16 protein-coding genes and 1 pseudogene are annotated in these 17745 nt (G+C 39.7%); 5 read left to right on the top strand and 12 right to left on the bottom strand.

All coding sequences use genetic code 11. From position 1 onward, the window contains the following. Positions 1-493: 493 nt before the first annotated feature. The 6 genes and pseudogenes from RMZ95_RS27085 to RMZ95_RS27060 form a co-directional block, all read right to left on the bottom strand. A complete protein-coding gene (locus RMZ95_RS27085; protein ID WP_322685898.1) occupies positions 494-1249 on the bottom strand; it encodes an FHA domain-containing protein in 756 nt (251 codons plus the stop codon). A gap of 696 nt (positions 1250-1945) precedes the next feature. After that, on the bottom strand, positions 1946-3541 hold the full coding sequence (locus RMZ95_RS27080) for a serine/threonine-protein kinase (RefSeq protein WP_322685897.1): 1596 nt from the start codon (positions 3539-3541) through the stop codon (positions 1946-1948). 691 nt (positions 3542-4232) lie between these two features. Further along, positions 4233-5063: a phytoene/squalene synthase family protein gene (locus RMZ95_RS27075; protein WP_322670866.1), complete on the bottom strand. Its 831-nt coding sequence runs from the start codon at positions 5061-5063 to the stop codon at positions 4233-4235. Positions 5064-5901: 838 nt separating this feature from the next. Then, positions 5902-6345 (bottom strand): thioesterase family protein, encoded by a 444-nt coding sequence (locus RMZ95_RS27070; RefSeq protein ID WP_322685896.1) that lies wholly within the window; start codon positions 6343-6345, stop codon positions 5902-5904. Positions 6346-6386: 41 nt separating this feature from the next. Beyond that, complete coding sequence (locus RMZ95_RS27065; protein ID WP_322670864.1) at positions 6387-6974, bottom strand: TetR/AcrR family transcriptional regulator; 588 nt, start codon at positions 6972-6974, stop codon at positions 6387-6389. 231 nt (positions 6975-7205) lie between these two features. Then, positions 7206-7383: pseudogene (locus tag RMZ95_RS27060) on the bottom strand (NADH-dependent alcohol dehydrogenase); the annotation flags it as partial. A 423-nt stretch (positions 7384-7806) separates the two neighbouring features. Between RMZ95_RS27060 and RMZ95_RS27055 the strand changes: the two are divergent. Beyond that, the gene (locus RMZ95_RS27055) at positions 7807-8604 is read left to right on the top strand and encodes a sulfite exporter TauE/SafE family protein (protein ID WP_322685895.1); all 798 of its coding nucleotides are present in this window, start codon (positions 7807-7809) and stop codon (positions 8602-8604) included. 50 nt (positions 8605-8654) lie between these two features. Here the strand turns inward: RMZ95_RS27055 and RMZ95_RS27050 are convergent, their stop codons facing one another. Continuing rightward, positions 8655-9317 carry a cadmium resistance transporter gene (locus RMZ95_RS27050; protein WP_322685894.1) on the bottom strand — a complete coding sequence of 221 codons (663 nt, stop codon included), beginning with the start codon at positions 9315-9317 and terminating at the stop codon, positions 8655-8657. 225 nt (positions 9318-9542) lie between these two features. Here RMZ95_RS27050 and RMZ95_RS27045 point away from each other — a divergent pair, with 225 nt between their 5' ends. Next, on the top strand, positions 9543-10229 hold the full coding sequence (locus RMZ95_RS27045) for a cadmium resistance transporter (protein WP_322685893.1): 687 nt from the start codon (positions 9543-9545) through the stop codon (positions 10227-10229). Between the two features lie 249 nt (positions 10230-10478). On the opposite strand, the gene RMZ95_RS27040 is transcribed toward RMZ95_RS27045, so the two are convergent. The 3 genes from RMZ95_RS27040 to RMZ95_RS27030 all read right to left on the bottom strand — a co-directional run bounded on the left by RMZ95_RS27040 (position 10479) and on the right by RMZ95_RS27030 (position 12727). Further along, positions 10479-10826, bottom strand: a complete 348-nt coding sequence (locus RMZ95_RS27040) for a hypothetical protein (protein ID WP_322685892.1) — start codon at positions 10824-10826, stop codon at positions 10479-10481. A 437-nt stretch (positions 10827-11263) separates the two neighbouring features. Further along, positions 11264-12226 (bottom strand): cysteine synthase A, encoded by a 963-nt coding sequence (gene cysK, locus RMZ95_RS27035; RefSeq protein ID WP_322670857.1) that lies wholly within the window; start codon positions 12224-12226, stop codon positions 11264-11266. A gap of 18 nt (positions 12227-12244) precedes the next feature. Beyond that, a complete protein-coding gene (locus tag RMZ95_RS27030; RefSeq protein ID WP_322685903.1) occupies positions 12245-12727 on the bottom strand; it encodes an Rrf2 family transcriptional regulator in 483 nt (160 codons plus the stop codon). 216 nt (positions 12728-12943) lie between these two features. On the opposite strand from RMZ95_RS27030, the gene cysE reads away from it, so the two are divergent. Together cysE and RMZ95_RS27020 are read left to right on the top strand one after the other, a co-directional pair. After that, positions 12944-13669 (top strand): serine O-acetyltransferase, encoded by a 726-nt coding sequence (gene cysE / locus RMZ95_RS27025; protein WP_409883909.1) that lies wholly within the window; start codon positions 12944-12946, stop codon positions 13667-13669. Between the two features lie 231 nt (positions 13670-13900). Further along, entirely contained in the window at positions 13901-14491 is a 591-nt protein-coding gene (locus RMZ95_RS27020; protein WP_322685891.1) for a Crp/Fnr family transcriptional regulator, read from the top strand. Positions 14492-14497: 6 nt separating this feature from the next. On the opposite strand, the gene RMZ95_RS27015 is transcribed toward RMZ95_RS27020, so the two are convergent. Beyond that, positions 14498-14830 (bottom strand): NIL domain-containing protein, encoded by a 333-nt coding sequence (locus RMZ95_RS27015; protein WP_322685890.1) that lies wholly within the window; start codon positions 14828-14830, stop codon positions 14498-14500. A gap of 22 nt (positions 14831-14852) precedes the next feature. Further along, on the bottom strand, positions 14853-15518 hold the full coding sequence (locus RMZ95_RS27010; protein ID WP_322685889.1) for an NIL domain-containing protein: 666 nt from the start codon (positions 15516-15518) through the stop codon (positions 14853-14855). Between the two features lie 692 nt (positions 15519-16210). Here RMZ95_RS27010 and RMZ95_RS27005 point away from each other — a divergent pair. After that, the gene (locus RMZ95_RS27005; protein ID WP_322685888.1) at positions 16211-17722 is read left to right on the top strand and encodes a hypothetical protein; all 1512 of its coding nucleotides are present in this window, start codon (positions 16211-16213) and stop codon (positions 17720-17722) included. The last annotated feature ends 23 nt before the right edge of the window (positions 17723-17745 follow it).

Here is a 17745-nt window from a genome sequence, read left to right as displayed (position 1 = left end):
AACACCCACTGGGGGTTTTTTTATTTAAAAAATAACTGACCTTTGTCCAAATTTATCCGGAGTATGGTCTTCAACCTGAGAACACTTAATTGGTAGATGCACCCTGATAACTAACTCCCCTAGTAGGTTAACACCCACTGGGGGTTTTTTTGCCCTAGACGCATAGCGGTGAGCTACATAACCGGAGTAAATCACTATCACTACTCTTGTTGTTACTCCTGGTAGACCTTGAGTATCTTCCTGTTCCCAGGATAGAGCATAACTTACTCACTCAATTCCTGAATCGCTTTCTTTTTATTGTGAGCTAGAGACGCCACTCCAAAATGATTGCTATGATATTTAATCACATTCTTAATTTTTTTTATATATTTTGACGAGTTTCCTTTTAACTTTCACTATTTGTCTGCCTTAGCAAACCTTACCTTCTCAGCACAGACTAACAGACTAAATATCAGGCTACCGCTAACAGCACTCCCGAAGCAATTGAAAACAGTTAGAAGTTCCAATTTTTTAGCTGGTTGGGATTAGACGGTAATTGTGTGGTAAACAGGCGGTCTAAAATTTCTGATTTCTGTTCTGAACTGAAGTTGTCATAAAAATTTTCAAGCTTCTCAACTATTCCGAAATTTCTGAAAGCCTCTAAATTAGCATCTGGTTTTTCAATTAGAGGTTTTTGTCTATTTTGGGAATAAGTAAGTATATCTACTGTATGATTATTCCTTCGATGCACAAGCTGCATCAATAAATCGATTGCAACAGTTGGCAGAACGCGGTAGGTAGAAGTCACAAAAAAATCAAAAGTCATATTTCCTAGACGGATGCGATCGCCGTCTTTGAGCTTAATCGGCCTAACAACGCGATTACTATTCACAAACGAGCCATTGGTACTGTTGAAATCAATTAAGTAAAAGCCTTGCTCGTCAATATGCTGAATAGCAGCGTGGCGACGAGACAGATGATTGTCAGCAATGCAAATACCACTGGTGCGATTACGACCTATCGTCCAGATTTGTTGTGGCTGTCGTAAACTCTGAGTCTGATTGTCGCCCAAGTTAGTCATCAAATAAACAGCAGCACTATCCACTACGCCATGTACGTAACCCGCCTTGACTCTCCTCAACGACGGTTGAGATAGGTTTTCTAGCTGAAGAATTTCATCTAGAAGGCTGCTGTGGTGTTCATACACCTTGAGGAATACTTGATATAAAGTTAATCGCCGTTCTATTTCCGTTTGTGCAAAGTCAGTCATTATACGTAAACCTTATACTACCTGATTTCAGTTGTAATATACATCTCCAGCCGACAATCAGGGATAATTGATTTTTTGCTTTTTACTACCATCTGAAAAATTTAGTGGTTTAGGATCGTGCTATTTTATTTACAAATTTTAGGTTTGGGATTCTCTGTTATTTATAGCCAGAAAAAGCATATAAATACCTTTAGAAAATTATCATGATGCTTTATTGTTTATTGTAAATAATCATTTGTTATTTGTAACAGATAAAAATCATAAAGATTTCATAAAGAAATAACAAATATCTACGTATTTTTGCTAGATATTTGGATCTTTCTTAATATTCGTGAGAGTGATAGTCATCAATCAACCTAAACATTATACATATTTGTTCGATTTTGAATAAATCTAAGTTTTATCGAGAATAATCAGGGCTAATTTTCCCATATATAAGAAAATTTCAGCATTATGATGCTGATAAAATAAGTGTTTTAAAATTGTTAATAAAAACGGAGAGCTTAAAAGCAGGGGGTTGAGGCTATTCTGCTAATCTCAAATAATTGATTTTAAGAAAAAGGATTCATCCGTCAGGATAATCTAAAACCTAATATAGGAGAATATTCGCATAGAAATAGGGCGACAAAAGAGGCTATTCCCGATGAATTAGGAAATTCTATCCGTCTATAAATTGGGGTAGTTGACATTTTAAAATCACAACAGGCCTCGTTTTCCATTGGGACGCACAGTCATCCAATTAGTTTTTGCTAGTGCTAGCTGCTCATCAGAAATTTTGGCACTGGTGAGATTAGCACCACACAGATTTGCTCCTCGGAGGTTAGCATTGCTGAGATAAGCATTACTAAGGTCTGCGCCTCGCAGGTCTGCTCCTTCTAAATCAGCATGGTTAAAGTATGCTTTGCTTAAATTAGCATCCTTAAGATTTGCTCGAGTTAGACTGGCTCTGCCAAAGTCACTATTGTGAAGATTTGCTCCCTGAAGATTGGTTTTTTGTAATTGAGCAGAATGGAAATTTGTTTGAGATAAATCAGCACCTTGCAGATTTAGCAAATTTAAATTGTGTAAGGCAAAATCTCGTCTTCCCTTCAGATAAGCTGTTAATAAACCTTGGGTATCTAACTTCCGCCCAACTTTAGAATTTTGGCTTTGTGAACCATTGCTGTTGCTACTGAAAGTCGTTGATTTGGCCATCCCAGAACCCTGGTGTAATCCCGCAGCTTCCGCTGCCTTGGCTCGTCTAGCACGAATCGCTGCCGCTACCTGTGCCACTCCAGTGTTGGTAGCAGCAGGGTTGTTACATAAAACAGCAGAATTTTCCAGGTGGTTATATGTTCGCTCTTTAGATCGATTATCAGATTTAGTCAGCAAACCCTTTGCTAAACTATCTAAGTATGGTTCTATTTCCAATGCTCTGAGAACTTCTGCCGCTGACTGATAGCGATTACGTACAGACACCTCTAACATTCTTCGCAACACATTGCCTAAGTGATCGCTCACTTGCACAAGCTGCTCCCACATCATCTCGCCAGTGTTGGGATTGTAATCTAAATCTTTAGGAGTTTTGCTAGTCAGTAAATAAATGCATGTCACACCTAGTGCATAAATATCACTGGCGTAGACTGGACGCATAGCCATTTGCTCTGGAGGTGCAAAACCAGGAGTACCAATAGCATACGCAGTTAATGCTGTCTGTCCTGATGGGCCTGTCGCACTTTGGCTAATTTGGTTCTTGACGGCACCAAAGTCGATGAGTACCATTCTGGCATCTTGAGTGCGGCGGATTAAGTTGGCTGGCTTAATATCACGGTGAATCACCTTTTGATCGTGGATGTATTGCAACAGTGGCAAAATCTCGCTCAAAAATTGCTTGACTCCGGTTTCGCTCAAGATGCCGTTAAGTTTGACCTCCTCTTGCAAGGTGTCACCACTGATATATTCTTGAACTAAGTAAAATTGCTCGCGATCTTCAAAATAGTCTAACAATCTTGGCACTTGGGGATGATTGCCAATCTTACCTAGAGTTTTGGCTTCTCGTTCAAAGAGTTCTCTGGCCATCTGTAAAACGTGTGGGGCGCTTCCTGATGGGCGTAATTGTTTGATTACGCAACTCGGTTCTCCTGGTAAGCCTCGATCGTTGGCTAGGAAGGTCGCTCCAAAGCCACCCTGACCTAATGGTTGGATTGCCTGATAACGATCGCGCAACAGTAGTTGCGAGCCACAAGACTGACACCTTTGGCTATATACCAAATTTTCTGGATTGGAACAGGTAGGATTTAAGCAGTAGCTCATGCACTCTCAACTCGCTGCACGAATAATCACGGGGAGTGTTATACTCCCTTCCAATTATTTAGACATTAATCAACTCTTGCCAGGTAATTTTTGCTGGAAATCCTTTGAAGAGTTCCTAAAGTTTAACTGAGATTACCTAAAGCGATCGCTAAACAAGATTATTTATTATACTTACATTGGCAAATACTGTTTATGCTATTTTCTAGCAATTCGTAATTCCTAATAACGCTCTATCAAGGCTTGTGGCGTTCATCGCGCTGTTATCCCATTCAGAAAATCAGCTTTAATCTGGTTTTTGTATGGAAAATTGGTATTAAAAGGTATTGAAGGGCAGTGCCTAACACCAGTTACTAATTTGGGGAAACCCCAGACGCTCGCGGACTCGCTCTAAGCATTGGCGCAGCCTCTCTAAGAGTTGCTATGCCGTTGGCTAACGCGAGTGCGGGTCGCAGACAAGCCTCTCGTACCACTTTGTGGAAGCAAGCTACGTGTAGCGTCTCCCTTTGGGAGAAGAGAAGGCTTTACGCTGCGCTATTGCTTTTAGCGTCTCCCCTTCCTCCTAAAGGGAGAGGCTAACCTAACGCCAAGGGAGAAAACCGCACTGGCTACCCTACAGAAAGTCGCTGTAGAATTTTGGATGCCCAAATTTGGAGGCAATTTAGAATCATCTTCATTAGTCCTTAAGAGATTATTAGCTAGCTTTCATGTTCACACTAATCAGCTGTTCGATAAGTGCAAAAACATCACTGCGGCTGAGTTTCTCTTTACCATTAGCAAGGGCGTCAAGAGTGCCGTTTGCCAAAGTGAAGGGGATTTGACAAAAATCTAAGGCTGGCCCGGTAGGAAGGTCTTTGATATAAGCTTCTGCCAGGGCTAGATTGCGTCGGGCATAGTCTTGCATATTTTCTGCACTCCAACCTTCTGGGAAGAATTCTACCCCACGCCCCAAATCTTCAGTATGGTTACGCAGGATATTAACTGCTTGTAAACCGCGACCAAACCCAATCGCCTGGGTACGGTTCGTTTGTGTTCCATCATACCAAGTCCATAAGTCAGAAAGTAACAGTCCCACTGCACCTGCAACTCCAAAGGTATAACGATCTAAATCAGATTCTGTATAAATTTTCCAGTTTTTTTCTGCCCAATAAGCCATCCGGTCTGCCATTGCAGCAGTGGCATCCCAAATTCGAGGTGCAATGGTGTCTGGTGCTAGCAGTGACCATTCTCTAATCCTCAAAGTGACTTCTTCTAATGAATTCTCATACCCACTAAATCCTGCAAAGAAAGCATCTACCGCAAAGCCATCAACTCCTGCCTGTAATGTCAAGCTAATCGTTCTTAACAGCTTTGCTTTAGTAGCGTTATCTAGTTCGGGATGATCTTCAATTTCATCAATAGCACGCATACACAAATATGCTGATGCTACTGCTTCTTGCAATCCTGGCGGTAAAACACTAATTGGAATATAAAAAGTTCGGCTAGTTTCTTTGAGGATTTGCAATGCATCTCTACGTAAATTCATGTTTTCACTCCCCACTTGATTTTTGCACCACATGAAGTTTCCAGTTTTTTGATGATACTGGATATAGTTTTGACTAAACTTTAAAAACTATAGACTATAAGATACGCTAGTATTTCATCTAAAAATTGATAGTTTTTGGTGTTGCAATTAACAAAACTCTCAAATTTATCAAAGTCTAGTCTAGTATAGAGGTTTTTGGGTGCAAAAGTGTTTAAAGTGTCGTTTGATATAGCTTTCATAAACTTTTAGCATACATATAAAGAATTATGGTAATATTTGGTTGGATATGACGAAATTGTTCTATAAGCAAACATCTATTTTAGCGATTTGAAAGTGCTTTAAGTCTGCGTTAATCTGACTAAGAAAGTGGAATGATTGTATATATAAAGACAATTCAGGAAAAGCTGACAATGGATAACAGCATTGGTATATACCTTTGGATGAGTACAGTGGTTTAGCGAAGAGTTAGGGTCAGTTAAATTGGACGACATATAAGGCTGTAATGCCTGAGTTGTGACTATAGACTATACCTAATCTATTGGAGTCAGAACCGCTTTGCTGTTCAAAGTGACATAAAGTGACCAAAATTCAAAACAAGAAGTTCCCGTATATTTACGAGATTGACAATAAAAGGGAAAATTCCATACCTTTTCCCGACTTTTGCAAGAAGTGGGAATGAGAGGACACCTCCCCATCTGCTCTTAGCAAGGGGAGATGCCATAGGCATTGGGGTTATTTCGCGTATTCATCAAGAATCGGTGTTATAGTCCAGATTATGTTTACAAACAAACCGAATAGTCTGTAAAAACTCAAAAAAATATCGAAGTATTCCTAATTATTAAATTTTCTGAATCCCTTGTTGATATTGTAAATATTTTTTCTGTAATTCCTCTGGAATGGGAATAAGACGATTATTTTGCAGACTGACAAAACCACCCTTCTGACTAGCTACTGCTGCTAACTCATTGTTAGATAAAATTTCAGCTTGCACAGTCCACTTTAAGCGTCCTAAACCACTCAGCCATAAACGTCCAATCACTCGATCGATAATCTTTATTGGACGTTTATATTCAATTTCAGTCCCAGCTAGAATTGGTGTATATCCTAGCTCAATTTGTTGATTGAGTTGCCAATGTTCATCTAAAAACTTTAGACGTAAATCCTCTAGCCATCTGATATACACGATATTACTCACAATTCCCATAAAATCAATGTCGTATGTTTTGACAGGAATTGCTAATACTATTTCTAATGGTCTGTGTAAGTTGTTATTTACTAGCATTATTGATCTTGATATTTTTTAATACTGCTTGGTCTGTTCAATTAAAGAGAAGTTTTCAAGTATTGATTCAGGTGATTCATTACTCTATGGATATGAATTGAATCTCCATAAAGCTTGCTGATCATTATGCCTCCTTCCAGCGTTGCAATTATGATGGTAGCGATTTCATCAGCACTCACTTCCGGGCGAATTTCACCTTTTTCAATTCCTTTTTCAATAATTCGACAAATTAGATGTAGCCAAGAGTTCATCGCTTGTTGAGCACGTTCTCGCAACGCCGGATGAGCATCATCACTTTCCACAGCAGTATTCAGCAGTGGACACCCGCCCTTAATCGGTGGATTTTCTGCAAAGCTACTAAACACCCCAATAATTGCTTGCAGACGTTCTACTGCGTGGTGTTTGCTTCGTAATGCAAATCTAGTATGCTGTTTAATGCGAGCGATCGCAAAATCAAAAGCCTGTAGTGCGAGATCGTCTTTGCTTTGGAAATGATTGTAAATTCCTCCTTTCTGCAATCCAGTTACACGCATAATGTCTGACATCGATGAGCCTGCATATCCCTGTTGGTTAAACAGTTCGGCTGCTTGGTGGAGAATTCTACTTTTTGTTTCTTCGCCTTTGGACATTACAGCGATTTATTAGAGTAGGGAGTTGTGAGTTTATTGAACTAAAAATTACTGTAAATTCAAAATTACCGACCGAACAGTCTTTTTGTTTCTACCATAATATATGTTTGCAGGTCAAGTATTTTTCAACGCTGAGTTCTGAACAAAAATTTATTTGATGAAGTCAAGCCATACATAGATTTGCACGATGGCATTTGAAGTGAAGACAATATAGTTAAATAAGTTGGCACAACGTCCAGACAACGCAGATTTCACCCGGTCATAAATACTATTAGTTTTGATGCTACCTCCACTGTCGGTAATGATAAATTTCGGCATCAACAGAAATTTCAGCAGCAATATTGGCGATTTGAGCTTTGCTAAACAGGATTTTGACTGGGTTGTAAAAACAAAATTTTCCATGAGTTATTAGACTTGCGGTCTATTATCCAGAGAATATAGCGATATACAAAGCGAATACGCTGGACGTTTGATGGCGTTTACAAGTAAAATACGGTAAGTACATCGCTTTACGGGCTTTTGTATGTAAAACCCCAGAAAAACCAGTAAGAAGTTAATTTTAGTCAAACAACTGACCTATAAGCAGTTATCAAAGTCTGTTTCAGCTAAATGTTAGTTGTCATACTTCCAAAAACTTCCAGACAGGTTTTAAGTTGTCCAGTAATCCTCTGCCCTAACTTTTAGCTGGATAACCTTTCCTTGTGTCACTCATCTTTTGAGAAACACAATAACTTGCCATGACTAGCTCTATCTACCACTGGGCTGTGATTCGGCTGAGTTATTGCTCTCTAGTAGTGAAGTTCTAGCTGACTTTCTCAAACCCCCAAAGAGTATGCACTATTTATTACTACCATTCTTAAGCTTCTTCGTTGGCATCATAGTTGGTTTGACGGGAATTGGCGGAGCCTCTCTCATCACTCCAATGTTGATTTTTGTTTTTCAGGTTCCACCTTCCATCGCCGTGAGTTCTGATGTTGTAGCTGCCACATTGATGAAGGTTGTTGGTAGCGTCAAGCATTGGGAACAAAAAACCCTGGATACAAAAGTTGTCAAATGGTTGGCCTTTGGAAGTGTTCCAGGCTCATTATTCGGAGTGGGGATTTTGCATCTCATTAAACATACAGGTAAGTATAACCTGGATAATATCTTGCTCCGTTTGCTGGGTGGGATGATTTTGCTAGTCACAGTGTTAGCACTAGTGCAATTGTTGTTATTGACTTTTTTCCCCAAATTTAATTTACCCGAACTGCCAAAGTTAGACTTAGAAACTAACTTCGGTCGATTTATAACAATTACTTTGGGAGCAATCTTAGGCTGTTTTGTCGGTCTAACTAGCGTCTCTTCAGGTTCAATGTTTGCCCTAGTGCTGATTGGGTTTTTCCGTCTTGATGCCCGGAAGTTAGTGGGTACAGATATTTCACATGCAGCGATTTTACTGCTGTTTACAGCCCTTGGTCATCTCAGCCTGGGAACAGTTGATTGGAGTTTGGTACTTCCTATATGGTTAGGCTCTGTGCCTGGGGTGTTACTAGGTGCTAAAATCTGCCAAGTAGCTCCCCAGCGCCCACTACGGTTTATTATTTACGCCATTTTGATGATGGTAAGTTGGAAATTAGTTCATCAAGTGTAACCAAATTGAGATTTTAGCTCCCAAATCCAGCATTCAAAATCCAATCTTGATTAACTTCTTACCCAAGATAGTAGAGTGAATGTACCTCGCTCATACATAATGAACAGACCCAAGCCAATTAACACAAAAGGTACGGCAGCTTTACCGTAGCGACTTAAAATATTAGCAATGGTAGGTTGACGGCTTAAAAAATAAGCGATCGCACACCAAACCCCTACCATGATAAAAAATATACCTAAAATTACTCCCAAACTGGTAAGGTTATGACCAGCGAACAAAGGGATATATATACTAATATTGTCACCACCATTAGCGATCGTTACTGCTGCTACTTTATAGGTTTGAGGATGCAAAACACTCAGAATAAAAGACAATACCGGGTTAGTAGGTGTAGACTTTATAAAATCACTACTGACTGTCTGAACTGTTATAGTTTCTTCTTTTCTAAATACTAATTGCTGAATACCAATAGCAATTGGTAGTAGTCCTAGCAATCCTATCCATTCTCGCTGTACAACCAATCCACCAAAAAATCCTGGTAAGCTAGCGATGATAATGGCTGTAAAACCCAGATATTGACCGAGTAAGATATGCCGCCGCCGAAAATTAGCATCTACTTGTGAAAAAAATATTAACAAGATAATGATGTCATCTATGTTAGTGGCGATGAAGGCAATTATCCCTTCACTGAAGGCTGTCCCTAGCTGACTCATGCTGGATTTTTAGAATCTACGATTTACCACCATACCAAATTCACTAATTCGTAATTCGTAATGACGCTCGTTTCTCGCTACCGCTACTTAACGTAATTCGTAATTATTGGCGAAATCCTCGCGCGTCATTCTCAATCACGAATCATTTTAACCTTCTGGCACAACTTACATTTAAGATGACACAGTAATTATTACTGACTCCTAAATTTTTCTTTATCTTAAAATATGAACGAGTTAGTTACTGCAATGACTACAGGGGCAATTGCGTTCATTGCCACTAATATTGATGATATTGTCATTTTATTGTTGTTTTTTTCTCAAATAAATGCTAATTTTCGCCCCCGGCATATAGTTGCTGGTCAGTTTTTAGGTTTTACGGTTCTGTTAATTCTTAGTCTTCCTGGTTTGTTTGGTGGGTTAGTTTTATCAAAAAGCTGGATTGGATTACTTGGTTTACTACCAATGTCCATAGGTATCAGTAGTTTAGTGAATCGGGAAGAAGATTCATCAAAAGAAGTTATAGCTGGAACAGAAGAAGCGGAAGCATCAACAATTACTAGTTTTTTTTCTCCCCAAGCTTATAGTGTGGCAGCCGTTACAATTGCCAATGGTAGCGATAATATTAGTGTCTACGTGCCTTTATTTGCTAGTAGTAACTTAGAGACTTTTTTAGTGATTATCGGATTATTTTTTCTATTGTTAGGAGTTTGGTGCTACGCTGCATCCAAATTAACTAATAACAGAGTCATCGCTAATGTATTGACTCGCTACATTAATAATCTTGTACCTTTTGTTCTTATCGGATTAGGCGCTTTTATTGTATTAAAAAGTGAAGCTTTGAGTCCAATCAAGTTAGCTGCTAGTTGTTGCTGTTTAACAGTTTTGGTAAAAAGTGATATTGCTAACCATTAACAAAAAATAATTTAGAAGCAGAATTGAAGATGCTCTGTTTCCGGTTAGTAGTTAGAGGATGTCTGAAAAGTATCAAATATTGGTTGATCCCCCCTTACCCTGTTAAAAAAGGGTAAAGAATAACCTTGAAGTCCCTCTTTTTAAGGGGAACTTTGAGCGTTCGGTGTATACAAAAAACTTTTTAGACGTTCTCTTAGAATTCAGCTTTTGACAGGATTCAAAACAATACCTATAAAAAAGCCATCACTTTCATTCGCATTTTTTAGGGGAGCGATTTATAACATTAAGAGGCAATGTCTTTTGAAATTCCTTAATTGCTTCAATATGAGTTTTAGTTATATTTATATGTTCCTCTACTGCCTCTGTAAACACTTCTGTTGAGCCATCTTCTGCTAATTTTTTCGTCAAATCTTTGACTTTCTGCGCCTGCTTCTGGATACTTTCTCCGCTATCTTCGATGCGTTTGCCTTGTTGGTGACTAGTATGGTCATCTGTTTGTAAACTCTCACCCAACTCTTTTACTGCTTTGCCTTGCTCAAGTAATTCCTGAGCATGTTTCTGTGCGGTTTGTATAGTCTGCTGGGAAATTTTATGCATAATATGAATCCTTGTATTGCAATTTGATTGCAATAATTTCAATACAAAGTGATTTTGTTTACTAATCTTTATTAAGGAGCGATCGCTACAATAAAGAATTTACCCACTAAAAAATTATATGACTTGTTAAAAACTCACCAACCTATCATTCGACAGATTAAAGTCATATATCAAAAGGTCAAGATTAATAACTGTTGGAAAATTTTCAAAATCAAAGCGATCGCTTATCACCATTGCGTATGCTTAACTTTTATCAAATGATGATTTGCACTGTATATAGCGGTTCTCGTTTACGTGAGGTATAGCTGTAAGGGCACGGCACTGCCATGCCCCTACACCTCGCAATATAATGTTGTACCGCATCTGAATGGGAACCGCTATATATTGTGACTAATCAACTATCCAAATAGGTATAACACACGCTACAAAATCAAATATTAAACTTTACTCAACCACTCATTCTCTTCTGGATCTTTGAACAGTGAGGTGCTGAGGTAGCGTTCGCCGAAGCTAGGCTGGATCGTGACGATGAGGCGACCCGCATTTTCTGGCCGTTGTGCCACTTGAATAGCCGCGTATAAAGCAGCGCCAGTCGAAATCCCTGATAGCAATCCTTCTTCTTTTGCGAGGCGACGGCTGTAAGCGATCGCTTGCTCATCTGCTACCTGAATCACTTCATCTACCAGTTCTGAACGATAAATTGCTGGGACAAATCCCGCGCCGATACCTTGAATTTTGTGAGGGCCTGATTTACCGCCTGCTAATACCGGACTGTTGCTTGGTTCAACTGCGATCGCTTGAAAACTCGGCTTCCGTTTTTTAATAACTTCTGCAACTCCCGTAATCGTCCCACCAGTACCTACTCCCGCCACGAGAATATCTACCTCTCCATCGGTATCATTCCAAATTTCTTCGGCTGTGGTTTCGGCGTGAACTTTCGGGTTAGCAGGGTTGCGGAACTGCTGCAACATATAAGCATTGGGCGTTTTAGCTACAATCTGCTCTGCATGAGCGATCGCTCCTCGCATCCCTTCTACCCCTGGCGTTAACTCTAGTTGAGCGCCATAAGCTTTGAGCATGGATCGTCTTTCGTGGCTCATTGTGTCAGGCATCGTTAGAATGAGATGGTAGCCCTTGGCAGCTGCTACCATCGCTAGCGCAATTCCTGTATTTCCAGAAGTCGGCTCTACTAAAATAGTTTTTCCAGGGTGAATCAAGCCTGCTTCTTCTGCCGTTTCCACCATACTCCCGCCAATCCGGTCTTTCACAGAAGATGCTGGATTCATGCTTTCTAGCTTCACCACAATCCGAGCAACCGCTCCTGACGCTTGGGGAATCTTGTTTAATTGAACTAAAGGAGTTCGGCCGATTAACTCTGTGATATCTTTCGCTATCCGCATGTGGGTACTCCGTCGTGTCTAAATATAATACATTGGACTCTGCTGGGCGCGAGTTTCTCTTTCCTCGCACAAGTCTTGGAGTGTATAACGACCCAAAACTTCTATTGAGGCAGCGTTAGCTTGCTCCCAAACTTCATAAACTAGAGTCTTTTCCAGAGTCGGAGAGTTAGAGGTATCTTTCTCTTTCCGCTCACCTTCAACCAAAGTGACAATTTCAAGTATTGTAATCTGCCAAGGTTCCCGAACTAAAACGAAACCTCCTTTAGAGCCGCGTTGGCTCTGCACCACACCAGCACGCCGGAGGTTGGTCAAAATTTGTTCCAGATAGCGCTCAGGTATGGGTTGTTTGGCAGTAATCTCGCTCATGGTTAAAGGAAGTTTTTTTCCGTGGTGGCTTGCCAGTTCTAATAGTGCCAGCAGCGCGTATTCCACTTTGGAAGACAGATCCAAGAGAGCGTAGTTTTGGCTATTCAACACTGTACTCAATATACTACGGTGAATTGGGGGACTTATCGCAGTTTATGCGAAATTAATTTTTTTCAACTGTGGAATGTGATAACATCCCACTTATTACCCACAAAAACACTATACTCTATCGACTTACCGTAGATTTAGATATTACACAATTCCCAATATAAGGACTCGATCTTTTTTTTGGGAATCATCCTGAGTTTCTGTTTTCAGAGCCTCACCTACCAACAAAAATCTCAACAGAGTATGCTAATAACTGATTTGCGAACCATTTTTGAGCGCGATCCAGCAGCCCGTAACTGGCTAGAAGTATTGTTTTGTTACCCTGGACTGCAAGCTCTAGTGTTTCATCGATTGGCGCACTGGCTGTATAAAATTGGAATTCCCTTTATACCAAGATTCATCTCTCATCTTAGTAGGTTTTTAACCGGAATTGAAATCCATCCTGGGGCATTAATTGGTCAGGGAGTGTTTATTGACCACGGTATGGGAGTTGTGATTGGCGAGACTGCGATCGTAGGTGACTATGCTCTGATTTATCAAGGTGTCACCCTTGGCGGGACTGGGAAAGAAAGCGGCAAACGCCATCCAACTTTAGGTTCTCATGTGGTTGTGGGAGCAGGTGCAAAAGTATTGGGAAATATTCAAATTGGCGATCGCGTCCGTATCGGAGCCGGTTCTGTAGTACTACGAGATGTCCCCAGTAACACTACAGTAGTTGGGATTCCAGGGCGCGTAACTCGTCAGAACAACTTAAATAGCAACGTTTTGGATCATGATAAAGTACGCGACGTAGAAGCTGAAGTCATCCGCGCTTTATTTGAACGCGTCAAGTCTCTAGAGAAACAGTTCGAGCAGTTGGAACAATCAAGTTTGTCCCCAACTGAGCTTGGCGACGAATTAACTGACAACCCTAAGAGCAAAAACTCTGATGGGATGATTGAAGATTTTCTTGATGGTGCGGGAATTTAATTTTGGGAATGGGGCATTGGGCATTGAGAAGAGACAAGGTAGACAAGGAAGAGGGGGGAGACTTGGGAGAGACTTGTTCAATAATTTCCCCTTGTCCGCCTTGTCCCCTTGTCCGCCTTGTCCCCTTGTCTCCCTCCTCCCCTGCTCTCCTCTTTAAAATATCCATAGGTTCTTATAACCTGATATAAATATAATACTACGGTTAATTTATCGGAGAATAGTTTTATATATATGGTGTCTTTGTACACAAGCGTATCTAGTTCAAGCAGTAACAATACTAAGCAACTTTTTGCCCGTAGGTCATTTCTGCCAGAGCATCATAACGACCTTTGGAAGATTGAAACGGGTTTTGTGAGAACTTTTAGCTATCTGGAAGATGGTACAACTGTTGCTCTGGGATTGTGGGGCCCTGGGGATGTCGTTGGTAAAAGGTTGTCAAAATTAGAACCTTATCAGATGGAATGCCTAACTAAAGTGGAGGCAACAGTTTTACCTCTAGAAGAGTGGACTGAACTAACAGAAACTCTACTTGCCCATATCCAACAGGCTCAAGAATTGATGATCATTCGTAGCCATAAAAAAGTGGATACTATGCTTATCAAGCTATTGGCATGGTTATCCAAAAAGTTTGGTTCGGAAGTTGAGAAGGGACGTTTAATAGATATGCGTCTGACTCATGAAGACCTGGCGGAAATGCTCGGTTCAACTCGTGTTACGATCACTCGTGTTCTTGGGCAGTTTGAGCAAGAAGGCTTGATCGATCGCCTCTCCCTACATCGAATTGTGTTGCGAGAAGAAGAAATTTGGTACTATGAAATTTAAATTATTTCAGTAAGACCAGCTATCGCCGTCAGCATTCGGCTTGCCCACAATTCTAAGATTCAAGGATTCTAGGTAAGCTAAACCGCTAGAAATTTGTGGCACTGTTCCCCGTAGTTCAATGTCAAAGCATCCTTCTGTATTTGGTTGTAGCACAGCTTTGGTAATATTAACTACCAGACCGTAGGTAGAAATTAACTGCGAAATCACGGGCGCTTGCAGATAGCATTTGGAAATATGTATCCGCAGACGAATCTGAGTGACTTGGCTTTTTTCAGAAACTGAAGAAAGCAGTGATAATCTATTTTGGGAATTGGTTTTTTGGTTATTTAGTGCTGACATTGAATAGTGATGATTTTATTAATTAGCGTAGGCGTAGCCCGTCGTAGACATCGCTATAAACGCTAGACAAATCTAGCCAAATCGGTAGTCCCAGTTTTTCTAAATAACTCAAGCTAGAGTAGAGTTGCTTTGTTCTTCCCCACAAATCCAAGTCAAACCAGCCGTCATCTTGGGTATTGGGTTGAAGTATAGCACTGGTAATATTGACTGTTAGTCCATAACGAGAAACTAACTCGGAAATTACTGGTTCTTGGTAATAAGATTTTAAGATACACAGTTGCAAGCGCAATCGATTGGTTTGACCCAGAGAAATCCATTGCTGGAATTGTTCTTGCCATTTATTTGTCAGCCATGCAGAGTCTTTGGGACTCAATTTGCTAGCTGAATTTGGGAAAGGTAGAGTGTGCTGGTTGGGTTGAATTTGGTTAGCGATCGCTAGTTGCAGCAAATTCACTCCCAATCCTTGCAAGTAAGATAAGCTATTTGTCAGTTTTTGAGGATTTCCTGAAAGTTCCAAATCAAACCAGCCATCGCTGTCACTGTCGGATGTCAGGGATGCAGCTTTAATATTGACGGTTAAATCATAACGAGACACCAGTCGAGAAATTACAGGTTGCCTGTTATACCGTTGAGGCACGAGAATTCGACTGTGGACTGAAGCGGGTTCTACAGATTTACTCTGAGACATCAGATTAATTTCCCATCGCCATGCCTACGGTGGTAACACGGCTGGTGAGCGGCTCCTGAGCGCAGTCGTTCGCGTAGTGTTCCGCAGGGAAGGGAGTCGAACCATGCCGAAGTGCTACGCAATTTTTGGGTTCGGCAGAGAATCTTGTTAATGCCGTGCCCCTACAATTCAACTGTGTGTGGTTGAATATCAGCCTGATAGAAATTTTCATATTTCTGGCTTTTTATTAAACTACGGTAAATCTACAGGTTTAATGTATTTGGTTGTTATCTACAGGAAGGTATCACAAAAGCCGTAAAAAAGCAATCAGCAAATTAACGTAAGTTAGGAGCAATGTATGTAGAGTACTTGACAATAAACGAATTGGGAATTTATTTCATCTGTCTCTTCACTGATATCGTCATTATCTTGGAATCAAAACTGAACGCTTACCAAATCTCTGAGTACTTAGTTAAATTAAAGCCATCGATAAGGACGAAAACAAACCTCTTGAACGACATGAGCGAGCCACACGCAACTATGTAGGACTTAGTTTGTACTTGAGTTAATTATTAATAAACTGACTGGTCAGTGCTGACGCGATCGCGAAAACTTTAAACTTTAAATTCATATCCTAAAATTACCTTGTTCTTTACCCTGTTAGGATATTAATCAGCATAAGATAGTCGGTTAACTTTTGATTATAAAGTTTGATGATTAATATTACTAAATTAAATAAAATTGACTTTCTCGTTTTGATTGGGATTGTGATTATTGGTCTTATACATTTACCTTTTCCATTTGACGGAGATCAAGCATTTTTTAGGCTTGGTGCTTTGGAGATGCAACAAGGAAAATTACTCTATCGTGATTTTTGGGATGTGAAGCAACCAGGAATTTTTTGCTTTTACTTTTTAGCAGGAACTTTATTTGGTTTTAATGAGATTGGTATCCATCTCTTTGAACTTATTTATATGGTGTTTCTGTCTATAGTATTGTTGCTAAGTCTCAAAAGCTATTTTCAGCATCCGATAATCGCAAGTCTAGTACCTTTGTTAACGGTTGGCGTTTACTATACTGTTTCACAGCCTTGGCATCTGACTCAAGTGGAAGCATTGGTTAGTTTGCCTTTATTTACTTGTGTTTGGTTAACTTCTCAATCTTTTAAATATGAAGGTAGAAAAGCATTTTTTATACTTTTACTATCAGGCTTTATTGGTGGAATCGTTATCACATTTAAATTAATACTTTTACTAATATTACTTTCCTTTTGGCTAACTATTTTGATATATTCTTTACTGATCAAACGGCAGCCAATTCCAAAAGTATTTGTAGAAATCTTTATTCCCATTTTTATGGGGATTATATTTCCTATTTTATGTATTGTTAGCTATTTTGCCTGGTTTAATAGTTTACCAATTTTGTATCAGACATTTTTTTTATATCCACCTCGGATTGTTGCTAATTCCCAATTTAACCCAAGTGGGCTTTTTGCAGGAATCAAATGGTTCTTAAATAATTTTTACCCTCTAATTTTAGCTGCTACTGTTGCAGTAGATGTATCATTGCGTAAGTCTAAGAATATATTGACTTTGCTACTTGTGATTTGGTGTATATTTGCTTGGGGTGTGATTGTTCTACAACGTGGGGCATTTTGGGAATACCATTATTTACTATTGTTTGTACCTTTAGGTGTTTTAGCAACTAAAGGATTAGATGTTTTATGGGAGTCTTTAAGAAAATTGAGTTCCCCATTTACGGCAATCCTGCTGATATTTTTGTTTTTCTTCCCTTTATCGCACACTCTGATAAAAAAGAGCATTGTTCTGGCTAATAATAACTTTGCTTTAACTGAAGATACACGATTAAAATATCAGACTGTTTTTAGAGAAAAATATCCATCTCTTCGTTCAGAGGCTAAATTTATCTCCCAACCAGGAAGTCTTCCTGGTAAGATTTATGTAGCTGGCGATCCATCTATTTACTACTTCTCCAATCGGACTCAGGCAACATCGCTACGTGGTTGGGCACTTGAATATTTCCTGCCTGAGCAATGGACAAAACTTCTAGAAGAGTTAGATTCATCTAAGCCTCCTTATATCTTTATTGATTATATTCAGCAGCCTACTATCAACAAAAATTTTCCCAGAATGCTAGAATTTCTTGAGGGAAGATACCGGATTTTACGTCAAAATGATAACGGTATTTGGTATACCCTTTTGTAAAAAAGCCACTACAGCAATTCTGA

This window comes from Nostoc sp. DedQUE07 (genome assembly GCF_034530975.2).
Taxonomy (GTDB): domain Bacteria; phylum Cyanobacteriota; class Cyanobacteriia; order Cyanobacteriales; family Nostocaceae; genus Nostoc.
Note: the sequence above shows the minus strand (reverse complement) of the source record. Positions and strands in the feature narration are given on the sequence as shown.

Coding starts and splice junctions, on each gene's coding strand:
- RMZ95_RS27085 (WP_322685898.1), bottom strand. CDS start 1,249: ATGACTGACTTTGCACAAACGGAAATAGAACGGCGATTAACTTTATAT.
- RMZ95_RS27080 (WP_322685897.1), bottom strand. CDS start 3,541: ATGAGCTACTGCTTAAATCCTACCTGTTCCAATCCAGAAAATTTGGTA.
- RMZ95_RS27075 (WP_322670866.1), bottom strand. CDS start 5,063: ATGAATTTACGTAGAGATGCATTGCAAATCCTCAAAGAAACTAGCCGA.
- RMZ95_RS27070 (WP_322685896.1), bottom strand. CDS start 6,345: ATGCTAGTAAATAACAACTTACACAGACCATTAGAAATAGTATTAGCA.
- RMZ95_RS27065 (WP_322670864.1), bottom strand. CDS start 6,974: ATGTCCAAAGGCGAAGAAACAAAAAGTAGAATTCTCCACCAAGCAGCC.
- RMZ95_RS27055 (WP_322685895.1), top strand. CDS start 7,807: ATGCACTATTTATTACTACCATTCTTAAGCTTCTTCGTTGGCATCATA.
- RMZ95_RS27050 (WP_322685894.1), bottom strand. CDS start 9,317: ATGAGTCAGCTAGGGACAGCCTTCAGTGAAGGGATAATTGCCTTCATC.
- RMZ95_RS27045 (WP_322685893.1), top strand. CDS start 9,543: ATGAACGAGTTAGTTACTGCAATGACTACAGGGGCAATTGCGTTCATT.
- RMZ95_RS27040 (WP_322685892.1), bottom strand. CDS start 10,826: ATGCATAAAATTTCCCAGCAGACTATACAAACCGCACAGAAACATGCT.
- cysK (WP_322670857.1), bottom strand. CDS start 12,226: ATGCGGATAGCGAAAGATATCACAGAGTTAATCGGCCGAACTCCTTTA.
- cysE (WP_409883909.1), top strand. CDS start 12,944: ATGCTAATAACTGATTTGCGAACCATTTTTGAGCGCGATCCAGCAGCC.
- RMZ95_RS27020 (WP_322685891.1), top strand. CDS start 13,901: ATGGTGTCTTTGTACACAAGCGTATCTAGTTCAAGCAGTAACAATACT.
- RMZ95_RS27015 (WP_322685890.1), bottom strand. CDS start 14,830: ATGTCAGCACTAAATAACCAAAAAACCAATTCCCAAAATAGATTATCA.
- RMZ95_RS27010 (WP_322685889.1), bottom strand. CDS start 15,518: ATGTCTCAGAGTAAATCTGTAGAACCCGCTTCAGTCCACAGTCGAATT.
- RMZ95_RS27005 (WP_322685888.1), top strand. CDS start 16,211: ATGATTAATATTACTAAATTAAATAAAATTGACTTTCTCGTTTTGATT.